Origin of the sequence: Arcicella rosea, from assembly GCF_014204325.1 — a bacterium.
Lineage (GTDB): Bacteria > Bacteroidota > Bacteroidia > Cytophagales > Spirosomataceae > Arcicella > Arcicella rosea_A.
Genome location: NZ_JACHKT010000006.1, coordinates 104,157 through 124,541 on the forward strand (window position 1 = coordinate 104,157; position 20,385 = coordinate 124,541).

14 protein-coding genes are annotated in these 20,385 nt (G+C 36.3%); 4 read left to right on the forward strand and 10 right to left on the reverse strand.

All coding sequences use genetic code 11. The annotated features are described in order from the left end of the window. Positions 1 to 150: 150 nt before the first annotated feature. The 4 genes from HNP25_RS05880 to HNP25_RS05890 all read left to right on the forward strand — a co-directional run bounded on the left by HNP25_RS05880 (position 151) and on the right by HNP25_RS05890 (position 5,773). The gene (locus tag HNP25_RS05880; RefSeq protein ID WP_184131768.1) at positions 151 to 1,731 is read left to right on the forward strand and encodes an alpha-L-fucosidase; all 1,581 of its coding nucleotides are present in this window, start codon (positions 151 to 153) and stop codon (positions 1,729 to 1,731) included. A 461-nt stretch (positions 1,732 to 2,192) separates the two neighbouring features. Further along, positions 2,193 to 3,185 (forward strand): metallophosphoesterase family protein, encoded by a 993-nt coding sequence (locus HNP25_RS05885; RefSeq protein ID WP_184131771.1) that lies wholly within the window; start codon positions 2,193 to 2,195, stop codon positions 3,183 to 3,185. Between the two features lie 123 nt (positions 3,186 to 3,308). Next, positions 3,309 to 3,443 (forward strand): hypothetical protein, encoded by a 135-nt coding sequence (locus HNP25_RS21920; RefSeq protein WP_262887493.1) that lies wholly within the window; start codon positions 3,309 to 3,311, stop codon positions 3,441 to 3,443. Positions 3,444 to 3,610: 167 nt separating this feature from the next. Then, positions 3,611 to 5,773 (forward strand): alpha-galactosidase, encoded by a 2,163-nt coding sequence (locus HNP25_RS05890; RefSeq protein WP_221432415.1) that lies wholly within the window; start codon positions 3,611 to 3,613, stop codon positions 5,771 to 5,773. A 113-nt stretch (positions 5,774 to 5,886) separates the two neighbouring features. Here HNP25_RS05890 and HNP25_RS05895 read toward each other — a convergent pair whose 3' ends face one another. The 10 genes from HNP25_RS05895 to HNP25_RS05940 form a co-directional block, all read right to left on the reverse strand. Continuing rightward, the gene (locus HNP25_RS05895) at positions 5,887 to 7,173 is read right to left on the reverse strand and encodes a GH36-type glycosyl hydrolase domain-containing protein (RefSeq protein WP_184131773.1); all 1,287 of its coding nucleotides are present in this window, start codon (positions 7,171 to 7,173) and stop codon (positions 5,887 to 5,889) included. A gap of 33 nt (positions 7,174 to 7,206) precedes the next feature. Continuing rightward, entirely contained in the window at positions 7,207 to 9,510 is a 2,304-nt protein-coding gene (locus HNP25_RS05900; protein WP_184131776.1) for a GH92 family glycosyl hydrolase, read from the reverse strand. An 8-nt stretch (positions 9,511 to 9,518) separates the two neighbouring features. After that, positions 9,519 to 10,916 carry a sugar porter family MFS transporter gene (locus HNP25_RS05905; RefSeq protein ID WP_184131779.1) on the reverse strand — a complete coding sequence of 466 codons (1,398 nt, stop codon included), beginning with the start codon at positions 10,914 to 10,916 and terminating at the stop codon, positions 9,519 to 9,521. A 24-nt stretch (positions 10,917 to 10,940) separates the two neighbouring features. Next, on the reverse strand, positions 10,941 to 13,616 hold the full coding sequence (locus tag HNP25_RS05910) for an ROK family protein (RefSeq protein ID WP_184131782.1): 2,676 nt from the start codon (positions 13,614 to 13,616) through the stop codon (positions 10,941 to 10,943). Positions 13,617 to 13,633: 17 nt separating this feature from the next. Next, a complete protein-coding gene (locus tag HNP25_RS05915; RefSeq protein WP_184131785.1) occupies positions 13,634 to 14,368 on the reverse strand; it encodes a GntR family transcriptional regulator in 735 nt (244 codons plus the stop codon). Positions 14,369 to 14,721: 353 nt separating this feature from the next. Beyond that, positions 14,722 to 15,747 carry a UDP-glucose 4-epimerase GalE gene (gene galE, locus HNP25_RS05920; RefSeq protein WP_184131788.1) on the reverse strand — a complete coding sequence of 342 codons (1,026 nt, stop codon included), beginning with the start codon at positions 15,745 to 15,747 and terminating at the stop codon, positions 14,722 to 14,724. Positions 15,748 to 15,756: 9 nt separating this feature from the next. After that, entirely contained in the window at positions 15,757 to 17,130 is a 1,374-nt protein-coding gene (gene glmM / locus HNP25_RS05925; protein WP_184131791.1) for a phosphoglucosamine mutase, read from the reverse strand. Next, positions 17,130 to 17,990, reverse strand: coding sequence for a sugar phosphate nucleotidyltransferase (locus tag HNP25_RS05930; protein WP_184131794.1), 861 nt, complete (start codon positions 17,988 to 17,990; stop codon positions 17,130 to 17,132). Before HNP25_RS05930 ends, glmM begins: the two co-directional genes overlap by 1 nt. Positions 17,991 to 18,052: 62 nt before the next feature. Continuing rightward, complete coding sequence (locus tag HNP25_RS05935) at positions 18,053 to 19,126, reverse strand: GHMP family kinase ATP-binding protein (RefSeq protein ID WP_184131797.1); 1,074 nt, start codon at positions 19,124 to 19,126, stop codon at positions 18,053 to 18,055. 316 nt (positions 19,127 to 19,442) lie between these two features. Next, positions 19,443 to 20,336, reverse strand: a complete 894-nt coding sequence (locus HNP25_RS05940) for an alkaline phosphatase family protein (protein WP_184131800.1) — start codon at positions 20,334 to 20,336, stop codon at positions 19,443 to 19,445. Positions 20,337 to 20,385 lie beyond the last annotated feature (49 nt).

Consider the following 20,385-nt stretch of genomic DNA (forward strand, 5'->3'; position numbering starts at 1 on the left):
TTGCTATCCTTAAAAATTGGCTTTACTATCTACAACTATATTCTTTTTTAATCTTATAAAATATATAAACAGCTTCTTATGCAAGTATGATTGTTTCTATACGAAAGTGTTAGTTAACAAATCCAAAGACAAATAACTTTATTCATAAAAATGATTTTTAGAAAAAGAATAATAGTAGGAATCTTGCAAGTTATCATTGCTTCATTTCCTTTCATAGCCGTTGCACAAGAGTTGAAACCTCAGATAATCAATGGTATGTTTAAGCCTGATTCAAATTCTTTGAAACAATACAAATGCCCAGAGTGGTTTCAAGATGCAAAGTTTGGTATTTGGTCACATTGGGGGCCACAGAGTGTTCCAATGTTTGGTGATTGGTACGCTCGAAGAATGTATATTGAAGGTTCAAAAGTTTATAATTACCATCTTAAAACCTATGGTCACCCCTCAAAATTTGGTTATAAGGATATCATCGCCTTATGGAAAGCTGAAAAATGGAATCCAGATAAACTGATGGATCTTTATGTAAAAGTTGGGGCAAAGTATTTTGTAAGTATGGGTGCTCATCATGATGGTTTTGATTTGTGGAATTCAAAGCATAATCCTTGGAATGCCTATACTATGGGGCCAAAAAGAGATATTGTTGGGGAATGGGCTACAGCAGCTAGGAAAAGAGGTTTACGCTTCGGAATTAGTGAGCACTTTGCAAGAGCTTATAACTGGATGGGGTTAAGTCATGGTAGTGATAAAGAAGGGAACTATGCTGGAGTACCCTATGATGGAAATGATCCTAAATATGCAGACCTATATTTTCCTCCCAAGCTCGATGATAATGGTGATCGCTATCCTGTAAAACCACCAACTTGGTGGCAAAAAAAATGGTTTGATAGAATGGAAGATGCAATTATCAACTATCAACCTGACTTTTTGTATTCAGATGGCGCAATTCCGATGGGAAATACAGGGCGATTACTACTATCTGATTTCTATAATCAAAATATTCAATGGCATAAAGGTAAGCTTGAAGCGGTTTATACCTTTAAGAATGTTGGGGCTGATTGGGGAGAATATATTGAAGGAGCTGGAGTGCATGACGAAGAACAAAGCATATTACCTGAAATTAAAAAAGATCCTTGGCAAACAGATACTTCTCTTAGTAATTGGTTTTATGATGCTAATTTTAAAAATAAAGAAAATGGGCAAATGTATTATTCAGCAGGGCGTATCGTGAGATTACTCTCAGATATTGTGAGTAAAAATGGTAATTTACTACTGAATGTTACACAACTACCTGATGGTTCTATAGAACCTGAAGCAATAACGATTCTTGAACAACTCGGAAAATGGATGAAAATTAATGGAGAAGCCATTTTTGCTACTAGACCTTGGTTTACTTATGGTGAAGGCCCTTCTACCAATATCAAAGATGATATAAAGAATGAACTTTTTAATATCAACAAATTTCAATACACTGAAAAAGATTTTAGGTTCACAAGAACTAAAGATAGAAAAAATCTTTTTGTTATCGGCTTGATATGGCCTCAAGACCCTAATATAACGATTAAAACCCTCGTGAATGAGAATGTTGCTATCAGTGATATAAAGTTACTAGGTTATGATAAAAAAATAACATGGAAACAAACTAAGGATGGATTACAAATAACATTACCACAGACCAAACCTTCTGATTTAGCCTATGCACTAAAAATTACAGTCTCTCATTTGAGACTATAAATAATCAGAGCAACATGTAGGTACAAGAATATTCATTCGCTAAACGCTAAGATAGAACATGATATTGTTTGTTACAAAAACTAGCATTGAATAAGCTCACTGATACTTTTTGCCGATGTCATACTATCAATTTAGTTCGACAATTAGTAAAATTTGACACTATTGTTTATTAATACTAAATAATAGTTTATTATTAATAAACTATTATTTATATTTGCTTCATAATCTATTCAGATTTACTCATAGTAATGGGTTTGGTGAAAAATTAGATGTATTTGGGTAAAATCAAATGAAATGGTTGAATTGTATTGAATAATGACTCCCTAAATTAGGGAGTCGTATTCAATCTATTAATAAGATTATATCGCAAAACCATTACTTTGTAATTAATACCTTGTAATCAAAAGAATGGAGTAAAATATATGTCACTTGTTTTAGAAGTAATGTTTAGTTTTTAGACAATGGAGAGTAGAAGAAGTTTTATCAAAATACTAAGTTTAGGAAGCGCTTCTATTGCCGCCCCCAATCAACTCTTGGCAAGAGATTCAGCTTCGCTGAAAAAGAAATTTATAAAATTTGGAATTTGTACCGATGTCCACAAAGATATAATGCATGATGCCGATGCTCGGCTGAAAGCTTTTATCGACGAAGCTTCAGGTAAAAATCTTGATTTTATCATTCAATTGGGTGATTTCTGTCGTCCTTACGATTATAATCAAGATTTTATGGCAATCTGGAACAATTACCAAGGCGATAAATATCACGTATTAGGTAATCATGATACAGATGGTGGATTTACCCAAGATCAAGTAGTAAAATACTGGAATGCGAAAGCACGCTATTATTCTTACGATTGTAAAGGATTCCATTTTGTTGTTTTAGATGGTAATGAAAAGGATTATTCTTCTAATCGTCCTGCTGGCTATGCCAGATACATTAGTGAAAAACAGCTAAAATGGTTAGAAAACGATTTAGATAATACCAATTTACCAACTATACTCTTTTGTCATCAAGGACTCGATAATGATAACGGAGGAATTCATAACGGTACTCAATGCCGAATAGTACTAGAAAGAGCTAATACTAAAGCGGGATTTCAGAAAGTACAAGCTGTATTTTCTGGACATCATCACTTAGACTATTATAATAATATTAATGACATCCATTATATACAAATAAATAGTATGTCATATCAATGGCTAGGTGATCAATACAAATATTCACGCTATGGTTCAGAAGTGGACAAAAGCCACCCGATGATAAAATATACTGTACCATACAAAGAACCTATTTGGGCTTTTGTAGAAATTTCATCAGTTAATGCCTTAAAAATATATGGAAAAAAAAGTGAGTTTGTAGGTCCATCACCATCCGAATTAGGTGTGACTACTAAATTTGACTACCCAATTACGGCTCAAATATCTGATAGAAAAATATCCCTGAAAAGAAGATAATCCTTTCTTTAAGTAACTAAATAATAGATTATGTTCATGACATCTACTTAATCTTATTAAACCATATTTTATGTTAAAATCAGTAGCTGATTAAACTACTGCTAATTTTCCGAAAAATAAACCATGAATTCAAGAGTCACATTGTTGATGTTGACTGTAGTAATGCTTTTTGCTTTTACTACAGAAAAAAAGCAATGGGTTGCTATAGAAGACTCCATTACTTATTTAAATGACCTCCTGTTGAAGCGATGGCAATGACCTACGACGGCCAACATCCATCAGATGAAGGGTATCGATTGATTGCAAAAAAGTTATTGAAAATATTGAGATGAGTATTAAAAATGCTATAATTACTATAATAAAAAAGGCTAGTTATACAGTAGTCTTGTATCAGAAATTATAGCATAAATCTCAATTTTCAAAATATGAAAAAGGTTCGTATAGTCGTCCATTTAGTCATTGCTATTGCGCTAAGCCATTGGGGTATTTCCCAAAATATTAGTCCACAAAAAGATTGGTTGGTCAACCCAATTTTAGAAAAATCTTCTATTAAAATAACTGACAGTCAGGTAGTTTTAGACAATGGTCTTTTAAGAAGGAGTTTTTTTATTGGTGAAAATATAGGCTGTTACGACTATTTCAATCATTCTAGTCAGCAACAACTTATTCGTTCTGTCAAGCCAGAAGGTAGGGTTAAAATAAACCACAAAAGCTATCATATTGGCGGATTGAATGGACAAACCGAAAATGCGTATCTTAAACCCGAATGGCTTAAAAACTTCAAAAAAGGAAGTACCGACTTCGTCTATCAATCCGCCGAAATAAAGCCTATCGAACCTTTTATCAATTGGAAGGCTTCGACTTGGACAGCCAACCGCCAGAAACCAACAGGCAAGCGACTTATTTTGAATTTTATTGCTCAAGATAAAAATTTGACGGGTATCAAAATCCAAGTGAATTATGAACTCTACGACGGTATTCCGTTGCTAATAAAATGGATAGAAGTAATCAATAATAGTGCATCAATAATTACCGTAGATGGTTTCGTAAATGAAATATTAGGGCTTGTGGAAGAAGAAAGTGCTGTTGTGGGAAAGGTGTCAGAAATGAAAGTACAACATGGTATTTATTTGGAAACAAACTACGCCTTCAATAATGCCATGCGTTATGATATTAGCGACCAAACCACTCATTGGTTGGCAGATAGCACTTATACTTCTCAGGTAAATTATAATTACGATACGCCTTGTCTGGTAGAAATATACCCCGAAAAAGTCGCCAATATCAAAATAATGCAAGGTAGTTCTTTGAAATCTGTACGCACGCATGAACTCCTGATGGATTCTTATGACAGGCAAAGAAGGGGTTTAATGATTCGGAAAATGTATCGAACAATTGCTCCTTGGACTACCCAGAATCCTATATTTATGCACTTGGTCAGTAAAAATGACGAACAAGTATTAAAATGTATTGACCAATGTGCCGCAACGGGTTATGAAGCTTTGATTTTGAGTTTTGGTAGTCACCTCAACATGGAAGATATGAGCGAAGAAAACTTGAACAGATGGAAAAAAATTGCAGAAAAGGCTCATAGCAAGGGCATACAAATAGGAGGATACTCGTTATTTAGTAGCAGAAGAATTGATGATGAAAACGACGTAGTTGACTCAGTAACGGGCAAAACGGGACACGCTTTTTTCGGAAATGCACCTTGTTTTGGGAGTAAATGGGGTTTGGCATATCGAGACAAAATCAAGCGTTTTTTTGAAGAAACTCATTTTAATATTTGGGAAAATGATGGGCCATATCCTGGCGATGTTTGTGCTTCTACAACACATCCTGGGCATGAAGGTTTGGCAGATTCGCAATGGAAACAAATGAATATCCAAAAGGAATTGTATCATTGGCTCAACGAACGTGGTGTTTATATCAATGCTCCTGATTGGTACTTTTTGGATGGCACACACAAAATTGCATTGGGTTATCGTGAAGTAAATTTCTCGTTGAGTCGTTCACAGCAAAGAATCCTAAATCGTCAGAATATCCATGATGGAACACAAGAAAAAACGGCTTCGATGAGCTGGGGCTTTGTACCACTTACCCAATATCAAGGTGGTGGAGCTGATGCAATTCTAGAACCACTTAGCCAGCATTTGCCTGATTATGAGCAATTAATGATGATTTATTATGGTGCAGGTGTTCAAGCTTGCTATCGTGGGCCGCAATTGTATGATACTGATATTACAAAAGCGGTAGTTCAAAAAAGTATTAATTGGTACAAAAAATATCGGGATGTTTTGAATGCCGATATGATCCAGTTGCGTCGTGCTGATGGACGAGATTGGGATGGACTTATACACGTAGCGCCAAATTTAGCTCAAAAGGGCTTGGCTATGCTCTATAACCCCACTACCGAAACTATCGAAAGAACCATTACTTTACCTTTATATTACACAGGACTAAGCAAGCAAGCTCGTGTTCGAGAAAAAGAAGGTGTTGCCAAAACCTATACGCTCAATCGTGATTATAGCATACAAGTAAAAGTGAAAATCCCAGCCGAGGGCTATACTTGGTTGGTGATAGAATAAAAACGATGAGACAGTAGAAATCAAATAACCCAAAAGAAGGCAAATCCAAATTGAACAAGTTTATAATTACTTATCTTTTGGGATTTGCCTAATTTTATGGATATTGCTATAACTTATTTTATCTTCTCAAACTGTTCGATAGCTACATACAATACACCTGCTTCACCTCGGAACGTACCCGAACCACGAGGTTTATTATCAACCGAATACCATTCATAAAATCCTTTGTTATCAATTACTCGTTTCAACATGGGTTGTACTTGTTCATAAGCTTCTTGGACAAAACCATATTTGATTAACTGCTGAATCATTCGTCCACCAAACCATGTCCAATCGCCGCCATTTTGATAACTATATTCAGGATTCATAATTTTGTTGATGAAAAACCCCGCAGGATATGGTGGATACAATGTAAGTCCAATAGAAGGAGCTCCAGCCTGTTTTACTCGACTAATCATTTCATTCAATGATGTTTTGATTTCGACCTTACTTAATAAACCTGCTTCTATTGCAATGGTTGTTCCTCCGAAATAGTAAATGTTATTTTCGTTAAAATCAGCAGGGAAGGGCGAGCCATTCAAATAAATATGCGGAATGAATTTTTGTGTTTTACTATCCCAAAGGTGCTTTCTGCAATTTTGAGCAATACTGTCTTTTATTTTTTTCCACTGAGCAGCCTTGGTAGGATTCAACTTAATGATGTTGTTAAGTGCGATTACAAACATGGCGTTGTCATAAATATCAATGGCATAATGTGTATTGTTGTCCAAATCTACACCCCATCCAGCTTCGGGCTGTACATCACCCCAATCGGCGGTAGTTGCTCCGATAATTAGACCGTATTTTTTATTAAATCTTTTTTTCAAAAGGAAGTCCATCGACCATTCCAATCGCTGTAAAACGGTTTTGTTGCCAATTTTTTCTTGTAAAATAGACTTATCGCCTGTTAATTGAATGTACTTATAAACGGCTTGTACCAGCGAGGTTTCTTGGTCGGTTTCAACAGAATTTTTATGACCTGCATAGCGAGGCTCTAATTTTGAATACGAAAAATCTGTTTCGCCTTTGGCAATTTTTTCGGCAGGCGTAAAACCGTCGATAATATTACCATCGTCGCCTTGCATTCTAAAGAAAACTAAAAGGTTTTCTTTCAATACTTCTTTATCATAAACCACTGCTGCGAGTTCGATAAAAGTATTGTAATCTCGAATCCAAACCTCACGATAACCGTCGCCAGCATTAAATCCTGTTTTCATAACGGCCAAAGCCTTGGCTTTTACTTCTGGAAAATATTCATTCTGCTTGATTTGAGTTAGTAAGGTAGAAGATACTTTACTTTGTTGAGCAATAACAGACAGCATACAAAGCTGTAAGAGTACTATAAAAAAGAGCTTTTTCATATAATAAATTATAAAATTTGAAAATTGGATGAGTTAAAAAACAGAATATTCAAGCACCCCACCTTTGGTAATTTCTTCGAATAGTAAAGAAGGATGTTTTAAAAGTTTACCATTATACTTTACCTGTTTGATATAAATTTTATCAGGTTGATTGTTTTTTGTTACAATACTGAAGGTTTTGCCTTGATAATACTGTTGGTTGAGTCGAATCGTGATTTTGTCAAAAAGTGGCGTAGAAAGCTGCATTGTAGGTTTTTCGGACGCACCACCTTGTACATCAAATAGGCCCATTGCCCCCAATACATACCACGCACCCAACTGTCCTTGGTCTTCGTCTTGACCATATCCGTAGCCATGAATTCCCTCGTTACCATAAAACTCGTTACAAATGGCTCGTACCCATTTTTGAGTAAGTTCAGGTTTATGAGTATAATTAAATAACCAAGGAATATGCAAACAAGGCTGATTACCATGATTATAAAGTCCTTGCAAACCTGCAAAGGCATCAATGGTTTGTCCACCCCCGAAAATTGATTTTTGAGAAATACTAAAAATACTATCTAATCTACTGGCAAATAAGTTTTTCCCTATTTTAGACACTAAAGCATATGGTTGATGAGGCACATAAAAAGTATATTGCCAAGCGTTTCCTTCCTGAAACCCACGCCAAGGCTGACTGGGATTGAAATTATCAATAAACTTTCCATTCTTCAGCTTAGGACGTACCAATTTAGTTTTTGGGTCAAATATCTTTTCCCATCCTTTCGACAAACCAATGAGCTGTTGGTAATCTTGCTTTTTACCCAATGCCTTTGCCCATTGTGCCACGGCATAGGCACTAAAAGAATACTCAAGCGTATGAGAACCCGAAAAACTAGGTTCACGATTGAGCGAATCTACGTCGATATGGTCAACATAGCCATATTTTACAAATCGTTCTACATCGTCTTTCCCTGCCCCCAAAGGTCTATTTTGATACGCCAGCTCATTTTTGAGGCTTGCGGCATATCCTTTTTCTATGTCAAAGTCTCGGATACCATACATATAAGCTCCTGCAATGATTAGCCCAACGAAATTTGTACCTACTCCTGATACGTATTTACTGGAAGCAATACCATCGCCAAGCCAACCTGCATCTGAATAAACCAAAAGTTGACTTTTGATATAATCGGAATAATATTCAGGGTACGCTAATGCCCACAATTGAGTCAAGTTCCAGAAAGCTCCCCAAATGGCATCGGTATTATAATGCTGATGTTGGGGCTTACCTTGAGCATCCAAGGCAATTTGTCCGATACTACCATCATTTTTAGGATAAGCTCCATTGAAATCGCTCGCTAAACCCCTTCCCAAAAGAGCATGATAAAGACCTGTATAGAATTTTTGTCGGTCTTTTGCCAAACCTCCTTCAATGTTAATTCTACCTAAATAGTCATTCCAAACTAAGGTAGCTTGCTGATGAGCTTGGTCAAAGTCAAGGTTTTGGGCTTCTTCACGGAGATTCAAGCGAGCATTTTCGATTGAAGTATAGGATAAACCAGCTTTAATCGTGATAGCTTCTTGGTCATTGGTCGAAAACCGCAAGTATAATCCAGAACCAATCCCTTCCATTGAAGTTTTATTCGGAAAAATCTCATTTCCTCTAAATACCCCGACAGTTGTAGGCTTTTTGTTCAATACTGCCGAAAAGTACATTCTGGCATCGGCACCACGTTGATATTTTTGGATATATTCGGGCAAAGTAACTACGTATCCTTCAATACGCCCATCCTCTGTCATATACACTTTGGCTTCTTTCACACGCCCACTTTCGCCTTGTCTGTTGCCTATATCAAATAAAATATTGGCGGCATCAGTCGCAGGAAATGTATAACGATGATAAGCAACTCGCTTGGTAGCGGTTACCTCAGCTTTTACCTTGTAATCTTTTAATAAAACACTATAATAGCCCGGTTTTGCGATTTCGGTGCTACGCTCAAAAGTTGACCGATAACCTGCTAAACCATTTGAAGCTGTGGCAGGCGTAGTAATCAGTTTGCCTGTAGTGGGCATAAAAACAATGCCACCTAACTGAAACTCATGAAAATTGGGAAATCCTTCGATAGAATTATCACGATAATCGTAGCCTGTAGCTTCCCAGCCGTCTTTGTTACCCAAATGCCCATTGGTTGAAGGGCCTGGTTTGGCCATTCCAAAAGGTAAAGCCCCGGGTGCAAAGTGAAACCAGCGACAATGTGCCGTACCAATACGAGGTTCTACTTCGTCGATAGGAGAAGTTTGTGCCAATGACGAATTAAAATATAAAAGACCTAGTAGTAAAATGCCTATTTTTTTCATGATTATTACTAAAATTTAGTCGTTTGCCAGTATTTTTCTATTTCTTCTAAAGTCTTGCCTTTGGTTTCTGGAATACGCTTGATACTGAGCCATAAGGCTGGCAAACACATTCCTGCAAAAATCCAAAAAGTAACTGATGGTCCTAATGTTTCACTTTTTAACATTATTGGCGTGAGCTGTCCCACAAAAAAATTTCCAATCCATAAGGATAATGTGGCTAATGAAACCGCCTCTGCACGAATGTTATTGGGGAAAATTTCGCTGATAATGATAAAACACACAGGACCAAACGAAAAAGCAAAACTGCCAATAAAGACCAGAATAGCTCCCAAAATCCAATAGCCTTGTGTATAATCCAAAGAAAATAGAATGCCGATGAACAATAAGGCTAAAAATGCCAACAAAACACCCCAAATCAGCAAGGGCTTTCTGCCCCATTTATCAACCTTGAATATGGCAACGAAAGTAAAAAGTACGTTGACGATACCAATACTTACTTGTCCGCCGAATGCGTCGCCAAGGGTAAAACCCGCTTTGTCAAGAATAGAAGGTCCATAGTATATCACGGCGTTGATGCCCGAAACTTGACTCAAAAATGGTAATACCAAACCAATTAATAAGGGTCGTTGATAGCTTGGCGAAAAGAGTTCCTTTAAAACACCTTCGTGCTTTGTGACCGATTGTTGTATTTGATTTACTTCCTTTTGGGCATTGTCAGAATCTATTTTTTGTAAAATATGTCTTGCCGATTCTATTTTGTTTTTTTGAATCAACCAGCGTGGTGACTCAGGTACAAATACCAAACCTGCCCAAAATAATAAACTTGGCAATAAACCAATGCCAATCATCGCTCGCCAACAATCGTCCACAAATACAAATTGTAGCCAACCTGCAAAATGGCTCGTTTGGGCAATTTTCAGTAAATAAGCATTAGAAAAATATGCCGCTAAGATACCTATGGTAATTGCCAGTTGGTATAATGCCACCATTGTTCCTCGAAAGCGAGCGGGAGCTGTTTCAGAAATATACAAAGGACAAATCATAGAGGCTACGCCAATACCGATGCCACCAACCAAACGAAAGCTAATGAGTTCGGAAATATTCATGGCAAACATAGACCCAACAGCAGAAAGAAAAAATAGTCCTGCCGAGATGACCATTACCTTTTTACGCCCAATTTTATCGCTTAATTTTCCCGAAATAATCACACCAATGATACAGCCAAAAATAGCTGAACTTACAAACCAGCCTTCCATAATCGCATCGAAATCAAAGCGTTTGACGACAAAAGGAAGTGCTCCTGAAATAACCGCCGTGTCGAAACCAAATAAAAAACCACCAATGGCTGCAATAAAGCATATCAAAAAAACATAGTAACGATGATGATGAGTCGAAGAGATTTCCATAGTTTTTGAGGATTTTTGAAGTTATTATTTGATAAAAGCCTGAATTACTTTTACTTCGGTACTTCCCAAATTGATAATTTTAAAATGCTTTACACCAGCAGGAACAACAATGGTTTCGGCATAATGATATTTCGCCGAATATCCTGTATCGGTTTCTAACAGAATTGCTTCGCCTTCTACCAACATCATAATATGACATTGTTGATTGGTTGGAAGACTAATTTGACTGATAAATTCTAACCTATTGATGGCATAAAAATGTTGTTCGTGTGTAGATAAACGCACGATTTGTCCATCGTCAAATTGAGAAAGAATGGTTTCTTTAGCAATTAATTCTTGTTCAACACGCTCGCCTTTTCTGGAAAAATCTAAGTTATTAAAAGCATGCTCAATATTGATAGGGCGAGGCTGACCCGCTAAATCAAGACGTAACCAATCGTACATTTTGAAAGTAAAAATGTAGGGTGTCGCACTGATTTCCAGCACCATATTGTTAGCACCAGCACTATGAACTGTTCCATTAGGTATCAAAAACAAATCATGTTTTTTAGCTTCAAAAGCCCTTACATACTTTTCAATATCTACAGGAATATTATTTTTGACGCTATTTTCAAGGACATCTTTAAATTCATTTGCTTGAATATCTTCTTGAAATCCTAAAAATACTGTTGCATTGGGTTGAGCATCCAAAATATAATAGGTTTCATCTTGCGTTATCGTTTCACCAAAGTGTTCTTGGATATATGCCAGAGATGGGTGACATTGGATAGATAAATTTCCTCCTTGGAAGGTATCCAGAAAATCAAAACGGATTGGGAATTCTGTTCCAAAGCGAGCCGCATCTTTTCCTAAAATACCTTCAGGTTGCTGTTCCATAAGCCAATCAAATGATACTTCCAATAGCTTTTGGTCGCTTTCAAATACAAGACCATTTTCGGGTACAATCAATTCAAAAGACCATGCGTAATTGACTTCCTGTGTATAGATTTGTTCAAAATTGTCTTTCATCCACTGACCGCCCCAAGCACCAGCTTCAAACCAAGGTCGTACTCTAATGGGTTGTTGAGTTAGTTGTTTCAAACCCTTTTGTAATTCTTGAAAAAACATCCAATTGGTATCAAATCGCCACTGTCCATCTGCCACAATTTCAATTCTTTCTACGATAGATTGTCTGTGTGAATTACAAACTACCCAATCTACAAAATAAAAGCGTTTGTACATCTGCACAGCGTTTTCGGGTTTTGTATTACCCAAATTGGTAATATGTCCCGCTCGCATTCGATACTGTATTTCATTTTTAGGAAGGTCGAAATATACTATTTTACCTTTGCCAAACAGCGCAGAGCCTGTACCAATTACAATGGTTAAATCTACATCCTTTTCTTCAAAAACCTGAGATTTGTATCGTTCCACCTCAAAAAAGTCAGACATAGACAAGTTTGTTTTTTTGCCCCAAACTGCGTCTTTTTCGCCCACAAATGGATTTACTATTTGTGTGATGACTTCCTCATTTTTCATGAAATCAGCCATTTTAATCCACTCAACATGAATCCCTGCTTCTTGAAAATAAGAAGTTAAAATCTGCTGAATATAAAGCCAGTCATTACCAACGTAGCCATCTATACAGATACTTTCTTGGGTCATCATCCATTGAGCAAGCGTTTGGTATCCTTGAAAAATTTTACCATCGCCCAGCGTATGAAATGGATACATATTGTAGGTATCTTCGGGTATTTGGAGTTGCCCCATCGTTTGAGGTAAAAGGGCTTGCGAACTTTTTCTCCAAGGTTTTGGCGGAGAGTCCACCAAAGAGGTCGCACCCATAATTGCTGATAATTCCATGAATTCAGATATTTTAAGAGGTATTTTATGTGTTGCTAATACTTGTTGCAACGGAGTAATAAAGAGCGAAGCAGATTTACAGATATTACCGCCGACGACTACACATTTTGCCCCAAACTTGACTATCCAAGGCATCAGGGCTTCTTTTAGGTTTTCGCCATATTCTTCAAAAACCTGTTTGGCGGCAATATCTTCGTTTAGGGCAAGCACTGCGATGGGCAAAACCGCCGACAATTCATTCCCAGTAAGTTGAGTATAACGCTTTATTAACCATTGAGCTGACAGGTAATCTTCTGCAATGCCATCGGCAAAAGGCACATTATACAAATAGCCATTTTGAGGGATATTTTCGCCATACTTTACTACGGCTTGGTTTTCGATAAAAGTGCTTCCCAGACCAGTTCCTAAAGTTATAGCCAAAACTTTTTCATAAACTTTCATTTCAGTTGATAGACTTTCGCCAATACCAAAACAAGTAGCGTCATTTTCAAAAAGAATAGGACAATTAGGTGACAAGGCTAATTGTTCACGAAGGATGTTCGCAATATTAAGTCCGTACAAGGCTTCATATTTATTTACGCCCTGCATCCAACAAACACCCGTTTCGTAATCAAATGGGCCCGGTATTGCCAGCGTTATTCCTATCAGGTTTTCTTTGGGAATATCAGCTATTGTTCTTTTGAGTGTATTTGTCCAAGTAGTTATAATTGTCTCAGCATCAGCATTTTGCTGTATTGAAACCCTTTGCAAACTGTTATCAAGCAAAACTCTTGACGAAGCATCAATCAATGCTGCCGAAATATGCGAGCCTCCAATATCTGCTGACAAAATATATTGTTTGTTCAAATGTTCGTACATATTAAAATATAAAAAAATTAAGAGGACTTTTTAATATCAATTGAATACGTGAATTTATCTGAGCGATAATAGCCCACGTTGAACTCAATAGGGCGGTTTCCTGGATCATAAACGTATCTTTCACGGTATAAAACAGGCTCATTTTTTGAAATCTGTAACATTGGGGCTATTTCAGAAGCCAAAATCGCTTTGATGTTTTCACTTGAGCGAACCACTTTTACACCATACTTAGCTTCGAGCATACTGTATAAAGGTATTTCAAAATCTTCTTCTTTAGTTAAGCCAATGCGTGGGTGAAAGTAGCTTTCAAAATAGACAATAGGGTCATTATCTGTTCCTTTCAATTTTGATAATTTAAGTACTTCACGACCTTCATTAATATTAAAAAATAGGGCAATTTTAGGATTGGCAGGCACAAATTCAGCTTTGACAAACAGATTGTTTACTATAATTCCCCGCTCTTTCATTTCTTGGGTAAAGCTATACCAGTGGTCGAGCGACGTTTCCAGTACTTTTTGTGGTGCCGCTGTAGTACCAACACCTTTTTTACGTTTTAACAAACCTTCATGCTCCAACTTATTAGCAGCTTGTCTGATGGTACTACGGGATACACCCAACTGATTGGCCAATTCTACTTCTTTGGGCAACAATGCACCATTGGCATATTCGGGTAGCGTCAGTAAATTTCTAATCAAATCCTCTACCTGTACATGCAAGGGTAATCTACTATTATGGTCTATCTGAAAGTTCATATTTTATATGTTCGCACAAACGTACAAAATAAAAATAAATAATCAATGATGTACTATAGGGTTTAGATGATTTCGAGTGATTATTTTAACTATTCAAAAGGCAATAGATTTTACTTTTGACAAAGTATCATTCTCAGTACTATTTGAAAAATACAGCATAGCCACTGCCAAGTACACCATAGTCAGTAGCATTGATAGATTTCTGTCCGAAGAGGTCTTACTAATAGACAAAAAATAAGGAGTAAGAGACTAAGATATACTCAGCACAATCACTCCTTACTTACAGCTTTTCTACTTAAAAATTTTGGAAAAATTCGAGTAAATAAGAATCTTCTCCAGCAAACTAAATTTTATTAAACGATATCATCGCTACATAATTTTAACTGCCATCTCCACGCATCGATTATACTTTCTTCTAGCGTTTTTTGGCTTTTCCATTTTAAGATTGTTGATGCTTTATCTACATTCCCAAAAATCTTTTCAATATCACCAGCACGTCTTTCCCCGATTACATAATTTAGCTGTTGCCCACTCACCTTTTCGAACAAATTAATAAGTTCTAAAACAGTATTTCCTTTACCAGTACCAATATTATATACATCGTAAGATGAAGTACTATCCTGTTCTTTCAAGAATGTTAACGCTGCTACGTGGGCTTTGGCTAAATCTACAACATGAATAAAATCTCTGATACAAGTCCCATCTGGCGTATCGTAATCATTACCATAAATAGTCAACTTTTTACGAATACCAACAGCAGTTTGTGTAACAAATGGTACTAGATTACTCGGTACTCCACGTGGCAATTCACCAATAAGACCAGAAGGATGAGCACCAACAGGATTAAAATAACGTAATGCAATGGCTTTCAAAGCTACTTTTGAAGCAACTGTATCTCTAATAATATCTTCACAGATTACTTTTGTATTACCATAAGGAGACGTCGCTTGTTGGCGTGGTGTAAGTTCTGTTACTGGAATAGTTTCTGGCTGACCATAAACAGTACATGAAGACGAAAAAACAAAATTTGTTACGCCTGTCTTGAGCATTACATCTAATAAAGTAAGCGTTGAAGTAACATTATTTCTATAATAGTCTAAAGGTTTTTCTACTGATTCCCCGACAGCCTTAAAAGCGGCAAAGTGTATCACACCTTCAATTTTTTCATTAATAATTATCTGTTCAAGTATCTCTGAATTGTTACAGTCTTCTTGATAATATTTCACTGGGAATCCTAAGATTTGTTCTAATCCTTTGATTACCGAAATGTCAGAATTACTAAAATTATCAATAATAATTGATTCAAAACCAGCATTTGCTAATTCTATAATGGTATGAGAGCCTATAAATCCAGCTCCTCCTGTTACTAATATTTTCATAATTTTTATTTATGCCAATAAATCACACACTTCAAGTGCTATTCTTTTGGCTTCTTCATACGTTCGAGCTTCAGCATAAATACGAATGATGGCTTCTGTGTTCGATTTCCTTAAATGCACCCAAGCTTCTGGCATTTCTATTTTAATTCCATCAATCGTAATTAAAGTAAAATCCTGATACTTATCTTTAATCCTTTCTAAAATAGTTTCTAAACTGATTTCTTCTGATAAGTTTATTTTGTGCTTAAACATTTCATAAACAGGATAGCTTTTCTTTAAAGCCGACAAAGTAATATTACTTGTTGATAAATGACTTAGCAGCAAGGCTATTCCCACCAAAGCATCACGTCCATAATGTAAAGCTGGGTAAATGATTCCTCCATTACCTTCTCCACCGATAATGGCATTTGTTGCTTTCATTTGTTCTACAACATTTACTTCGCCTACTGCAGATGACGTATAGGTTGCTCCGTACTTTTCAGTAATATCTTTAAGTGCTTTGGTAGATGACAAATTTGAAACCGTATTACCTTTTTCTTTACTTAATACATAATCAGCTACGGCAACAAGAGTATATTCTTCGTTAAAAGGTTCTCCATTTTCGCACATCAACACCAGTCTATCAACATCAGGGTCAACAGCGATTCCAATATCAAAACCTCCTGCCTGCATTTTTGCTTGTAACTCTCCTAAGTTTTCAGTGAGTGGTTCAGGGTTATGTGCAAAAATTCCTGTTGGTTCACCATTTATTAGTTCAATACTTTCTACGCCAAGTTGTGCTAATAAAAGACTTACTGCAATTCCTCCTGATGAATTCACAGCATCTACCAGCACTTTAAAGTTTTGACTGCGAATCGCTTCAACGTCAACTAAGGGCAAAGAAAGAATAGCATCAATATGCTCGTTTAAAGCATTATTATTGCTCACATAAGAACCCAAACTATTAATTTCTGTATATTCAAAAGCATTTGAATCGGCTATTGATAATACTTCACTAATTGCTTTTGATGAAATAAATTCCCCCTTTTCGTTCAATAGCTTTAGTGCATTCCATTCCATTGGATTATGACTAGCCGTAAGGATAATTCCACCAATTGCATTTTCTGCCACTACAGCCATTTCAACGGTTGGTGTCGTCGAAAGTCCAACATCTACCACATCTAAACCCATCGACCGAAGCGTTCCGCTTACTATTTGGCTAATAATTTCTCCAGAAACACGAGCATCTCGACCAATTATAATTTTGCGACTTTGATTATTTTTTTGCTTCAACCAAAAACCAAAAGAAGCTACAAATTGAACAATATCATTAGGAGTAAGCCCCTCTCCTACTTTTCCTCCAATTGTTCCTCTAATTCCTGATATAGATTTTATAAGTGTCATTAAAATTGATAATTTTTTCTTAAATATTCCTGAACAGTAGCTAAATCATGTTTACTGGTTAAATCTGGTACATTTTCATCTAATGGAATACATTTAACCGCTTTAGTATCTTGAAAAACCATCATACTGATAGAAGTCGGCAACTCTTTTTCATTACGTACTGGATGAAATGGTGTTACTTTCAGGAATGGTAATAACTGTTCTGTGTTTACCATAAATGCGTTCATACTCACTCCTACTCTTCCTGTCTCTTTTAAAAGATGTTCAATGATTCCTTCGCTCGGTTTCTCGATAATTGACTCTAAATAGTTTCCTTCACTTGTTCGGATAACTGCAAATGCTTTAATTCTTTCAGGAGGAAATTCAAGGAAATCTCTATTATAGCTAATGAGAGCGTTATTGGCAGGACAACTCCAGAGTGCTTCCATTGCTTTTTGAGAATACAAATTATCACTATTCAATATCAATATTTGTCCTTTTTGCCAGTCTGAATGTTGGCTTAATGCTTGATATACCGCATCGGCTGTTCCTGCTGGTTTTTCTCTGTCAGAGTCTATATATTGTCTTGCAAAAGAAATCTTCAATCCCCAAGTATCATTATTAAGCATTTGGGTTTCATAATATGCTTGGGTAAAATCATCATTCGGATGTAGCAGTAATAAAATCTCCTCAAATCCTGCTAAATGAGCATTAAAAAGCTGATAATCAATCAATGATTTTCCAGCTTTTCCTAGTCCTATCATTCCTTTGGTTAAAGTATCAGCTTGCTCTATTAATTCTTGTGCTACTTCAACATTTTCAGCAACTTTTTTCATGCGAGAAGCCACGCCACCTGCCAGTATTAATATTCTCTTTTTCATAATTGGATAATAATTTACAAACTTAAAACACTGTTTAACAGAAACTTACAATATAAAACACGCTATTTTTCAATCCGTGTACCCTCTCCTATTTCGATGATATAGGCTTTTCCTCCTTCTTTTTCGATGGCTTCTGCTACGGCTTCTGGATTGTTCGGAGCGTATGCAAACATACAGCCACCACCTCCTGATCCATTGATTTTAGCTCCTAAAGCTCCTGCTTTCAAAGAAGCATCAATCATTCGATTGATTTTTGGTGTCGAAATCTTTTTTGCATCACGTAAATTCGCTTGGTGCAGGTTCAATAATTCCCCAAAACGAATGGCATTTACTTGATTTTTCTCCAGCATTTCTTTGGCTTCTGATAAAATATCTCTATCCGAAAGATTTCCTTTCAACAATAACATTTCCTCTGAAGAAAGTAAATCCTTAAACTTATTAGCACTGAATTGTGTCGATTTTGATAAATCAAAATTGGGTTCAATACTTTTGATTTTATTGATGATGCCTAACATACCATATTTTACGTGTTTAAGTATATTAATGGTATCTTTTGGTTCTTGAGAATCTCCTAATACGAATGTTCCCAATTGTGGGGCATACGTTTTTATCCGAATCTTGGGTTTACTTTCAAGATAAATAATATCCCCTAATGCTGTGGAATATTGATCCATCATGCCTCCTGGTTCTGAAAACTCCAATACTTCTGCTTGATAAGCTAATTGCGCCATTAATGTGGCTGTTGGAGTAATAGGATTTTCGGCCATTCTGATCAAAAAATTCACCCAAGTAACCATTAAGGCTGATGAACTTGATGTTCCAGAATTAATTGGAATATCGCCACGAACAACGATGTCAAATCCTGTCGAAAATTGATAGCCCAAGCGTTGTAATACATTCATTACACTTCTAAAATAATCACGCTCAAGTATATATGGCAATTCAGGTTTTATTTCAAAAAACTCTTCTTTGTCTATATCAGGCATTGATATATAAACAACGTTATCCTTTCTTCGTGTGCCTGTAATACTTACTCGCTTTGAAATTCCTGCCGCAATTACTGGCAAACCTAAATAGTCCTGATGTTCTCCAAACAGGCAAATCCTACCCGGAGTGGATACTTTTAAATGATTCATAAATGTTTTGTTTCGACAATCATCCTTATAAAATATGGTGATTGTTAGTAATAAAATAAGCTAATCTTAGAAAGGATTAAACACTTTCCTTTTATTTTGAATGATTCTAATAAATTATTAGACATGATAAAAAATCATTCCCCTTATCTACATTTTCATGTCTGTCGGCAAATGATTATAACTAATGTTGTTCTATAAAATTTAAAAAACGACTACTCTGTTTTAAGTTTTAGCAAGATTCGCACTTATTGAATCTCAACAAACTTAAAACAGAGTAGCCATTTTAGACTTATAACATAATTACCTTACTCATAACCTATTTAAACGCTGTTTTGACTGGTCGCCCAATCCAAACTTGTGGCGTTTTTAGTTTAAAAAGCATAGCAATGGTTGCGGCTGTATCAAAAGTCATTACACTTTCAGTAATTTCATGGTTTGCACGAATACCAGCACCTGCAATAATCCAAGGAATTTGCATTTCTTGCATCGAAATAGAACCGTGTCCTTTATTGATTCCACCGTGATCTGCTGTAAAAATTATGACAGTTTTGTCAGCAATACCCGCATCTTGAATACTTTTCAGAATAGTACCTATATGGGTATCTGTTCTCTCTACAGACTGGTAATACTCTGGCGTAGCGTGTCCAACGGTATGTCCAACGCTATCAACATCGTGCAAATGAATAAACAGAAAATTGGGTTTCTTTTCTTTGATGTAACTTACTGCCGCATTGGTTGTAGCCACATCACCATCACAATTCTGGTCTTTGTTTACTGCTTGTTTCGGAAACAAATACCCTATTCCGTTCCATTCGTAAACTACACCAATTTCGCTAGTTGGTTTTGCTTTTCGTAACAAACTATACACCGTAGGAAACATTCCGTATTCGTCTAATAATCTGGCAGGTAAATCGGGTTTTTTACTTCCCCAAGTGGTATAGCCATGTAACTCTGGCCCTGCACCCATGACCATTGAAGCCCAATTGGGAGCACTTGACGATGGCAATACTGAGCGGGTTTGCATCGTCCAAGAGCCTTCTTGCATGAGTTTTCGTAAATTAGGTGCATTGACACTTTTGAAAGCATAAGCTCCCAAACCATCAACGCCTATCAGAATTACGTGTTCTACCTTTTTCTGAGCAAAGCTCAATTGGTACAAAAACAATAGTAACAATACTTGAAAAAGTTTTTTATTGAATAAATTCAACATAACGATTGATTTAATGGGCAAATTAGATAAACACTAATTCGCCCAATTG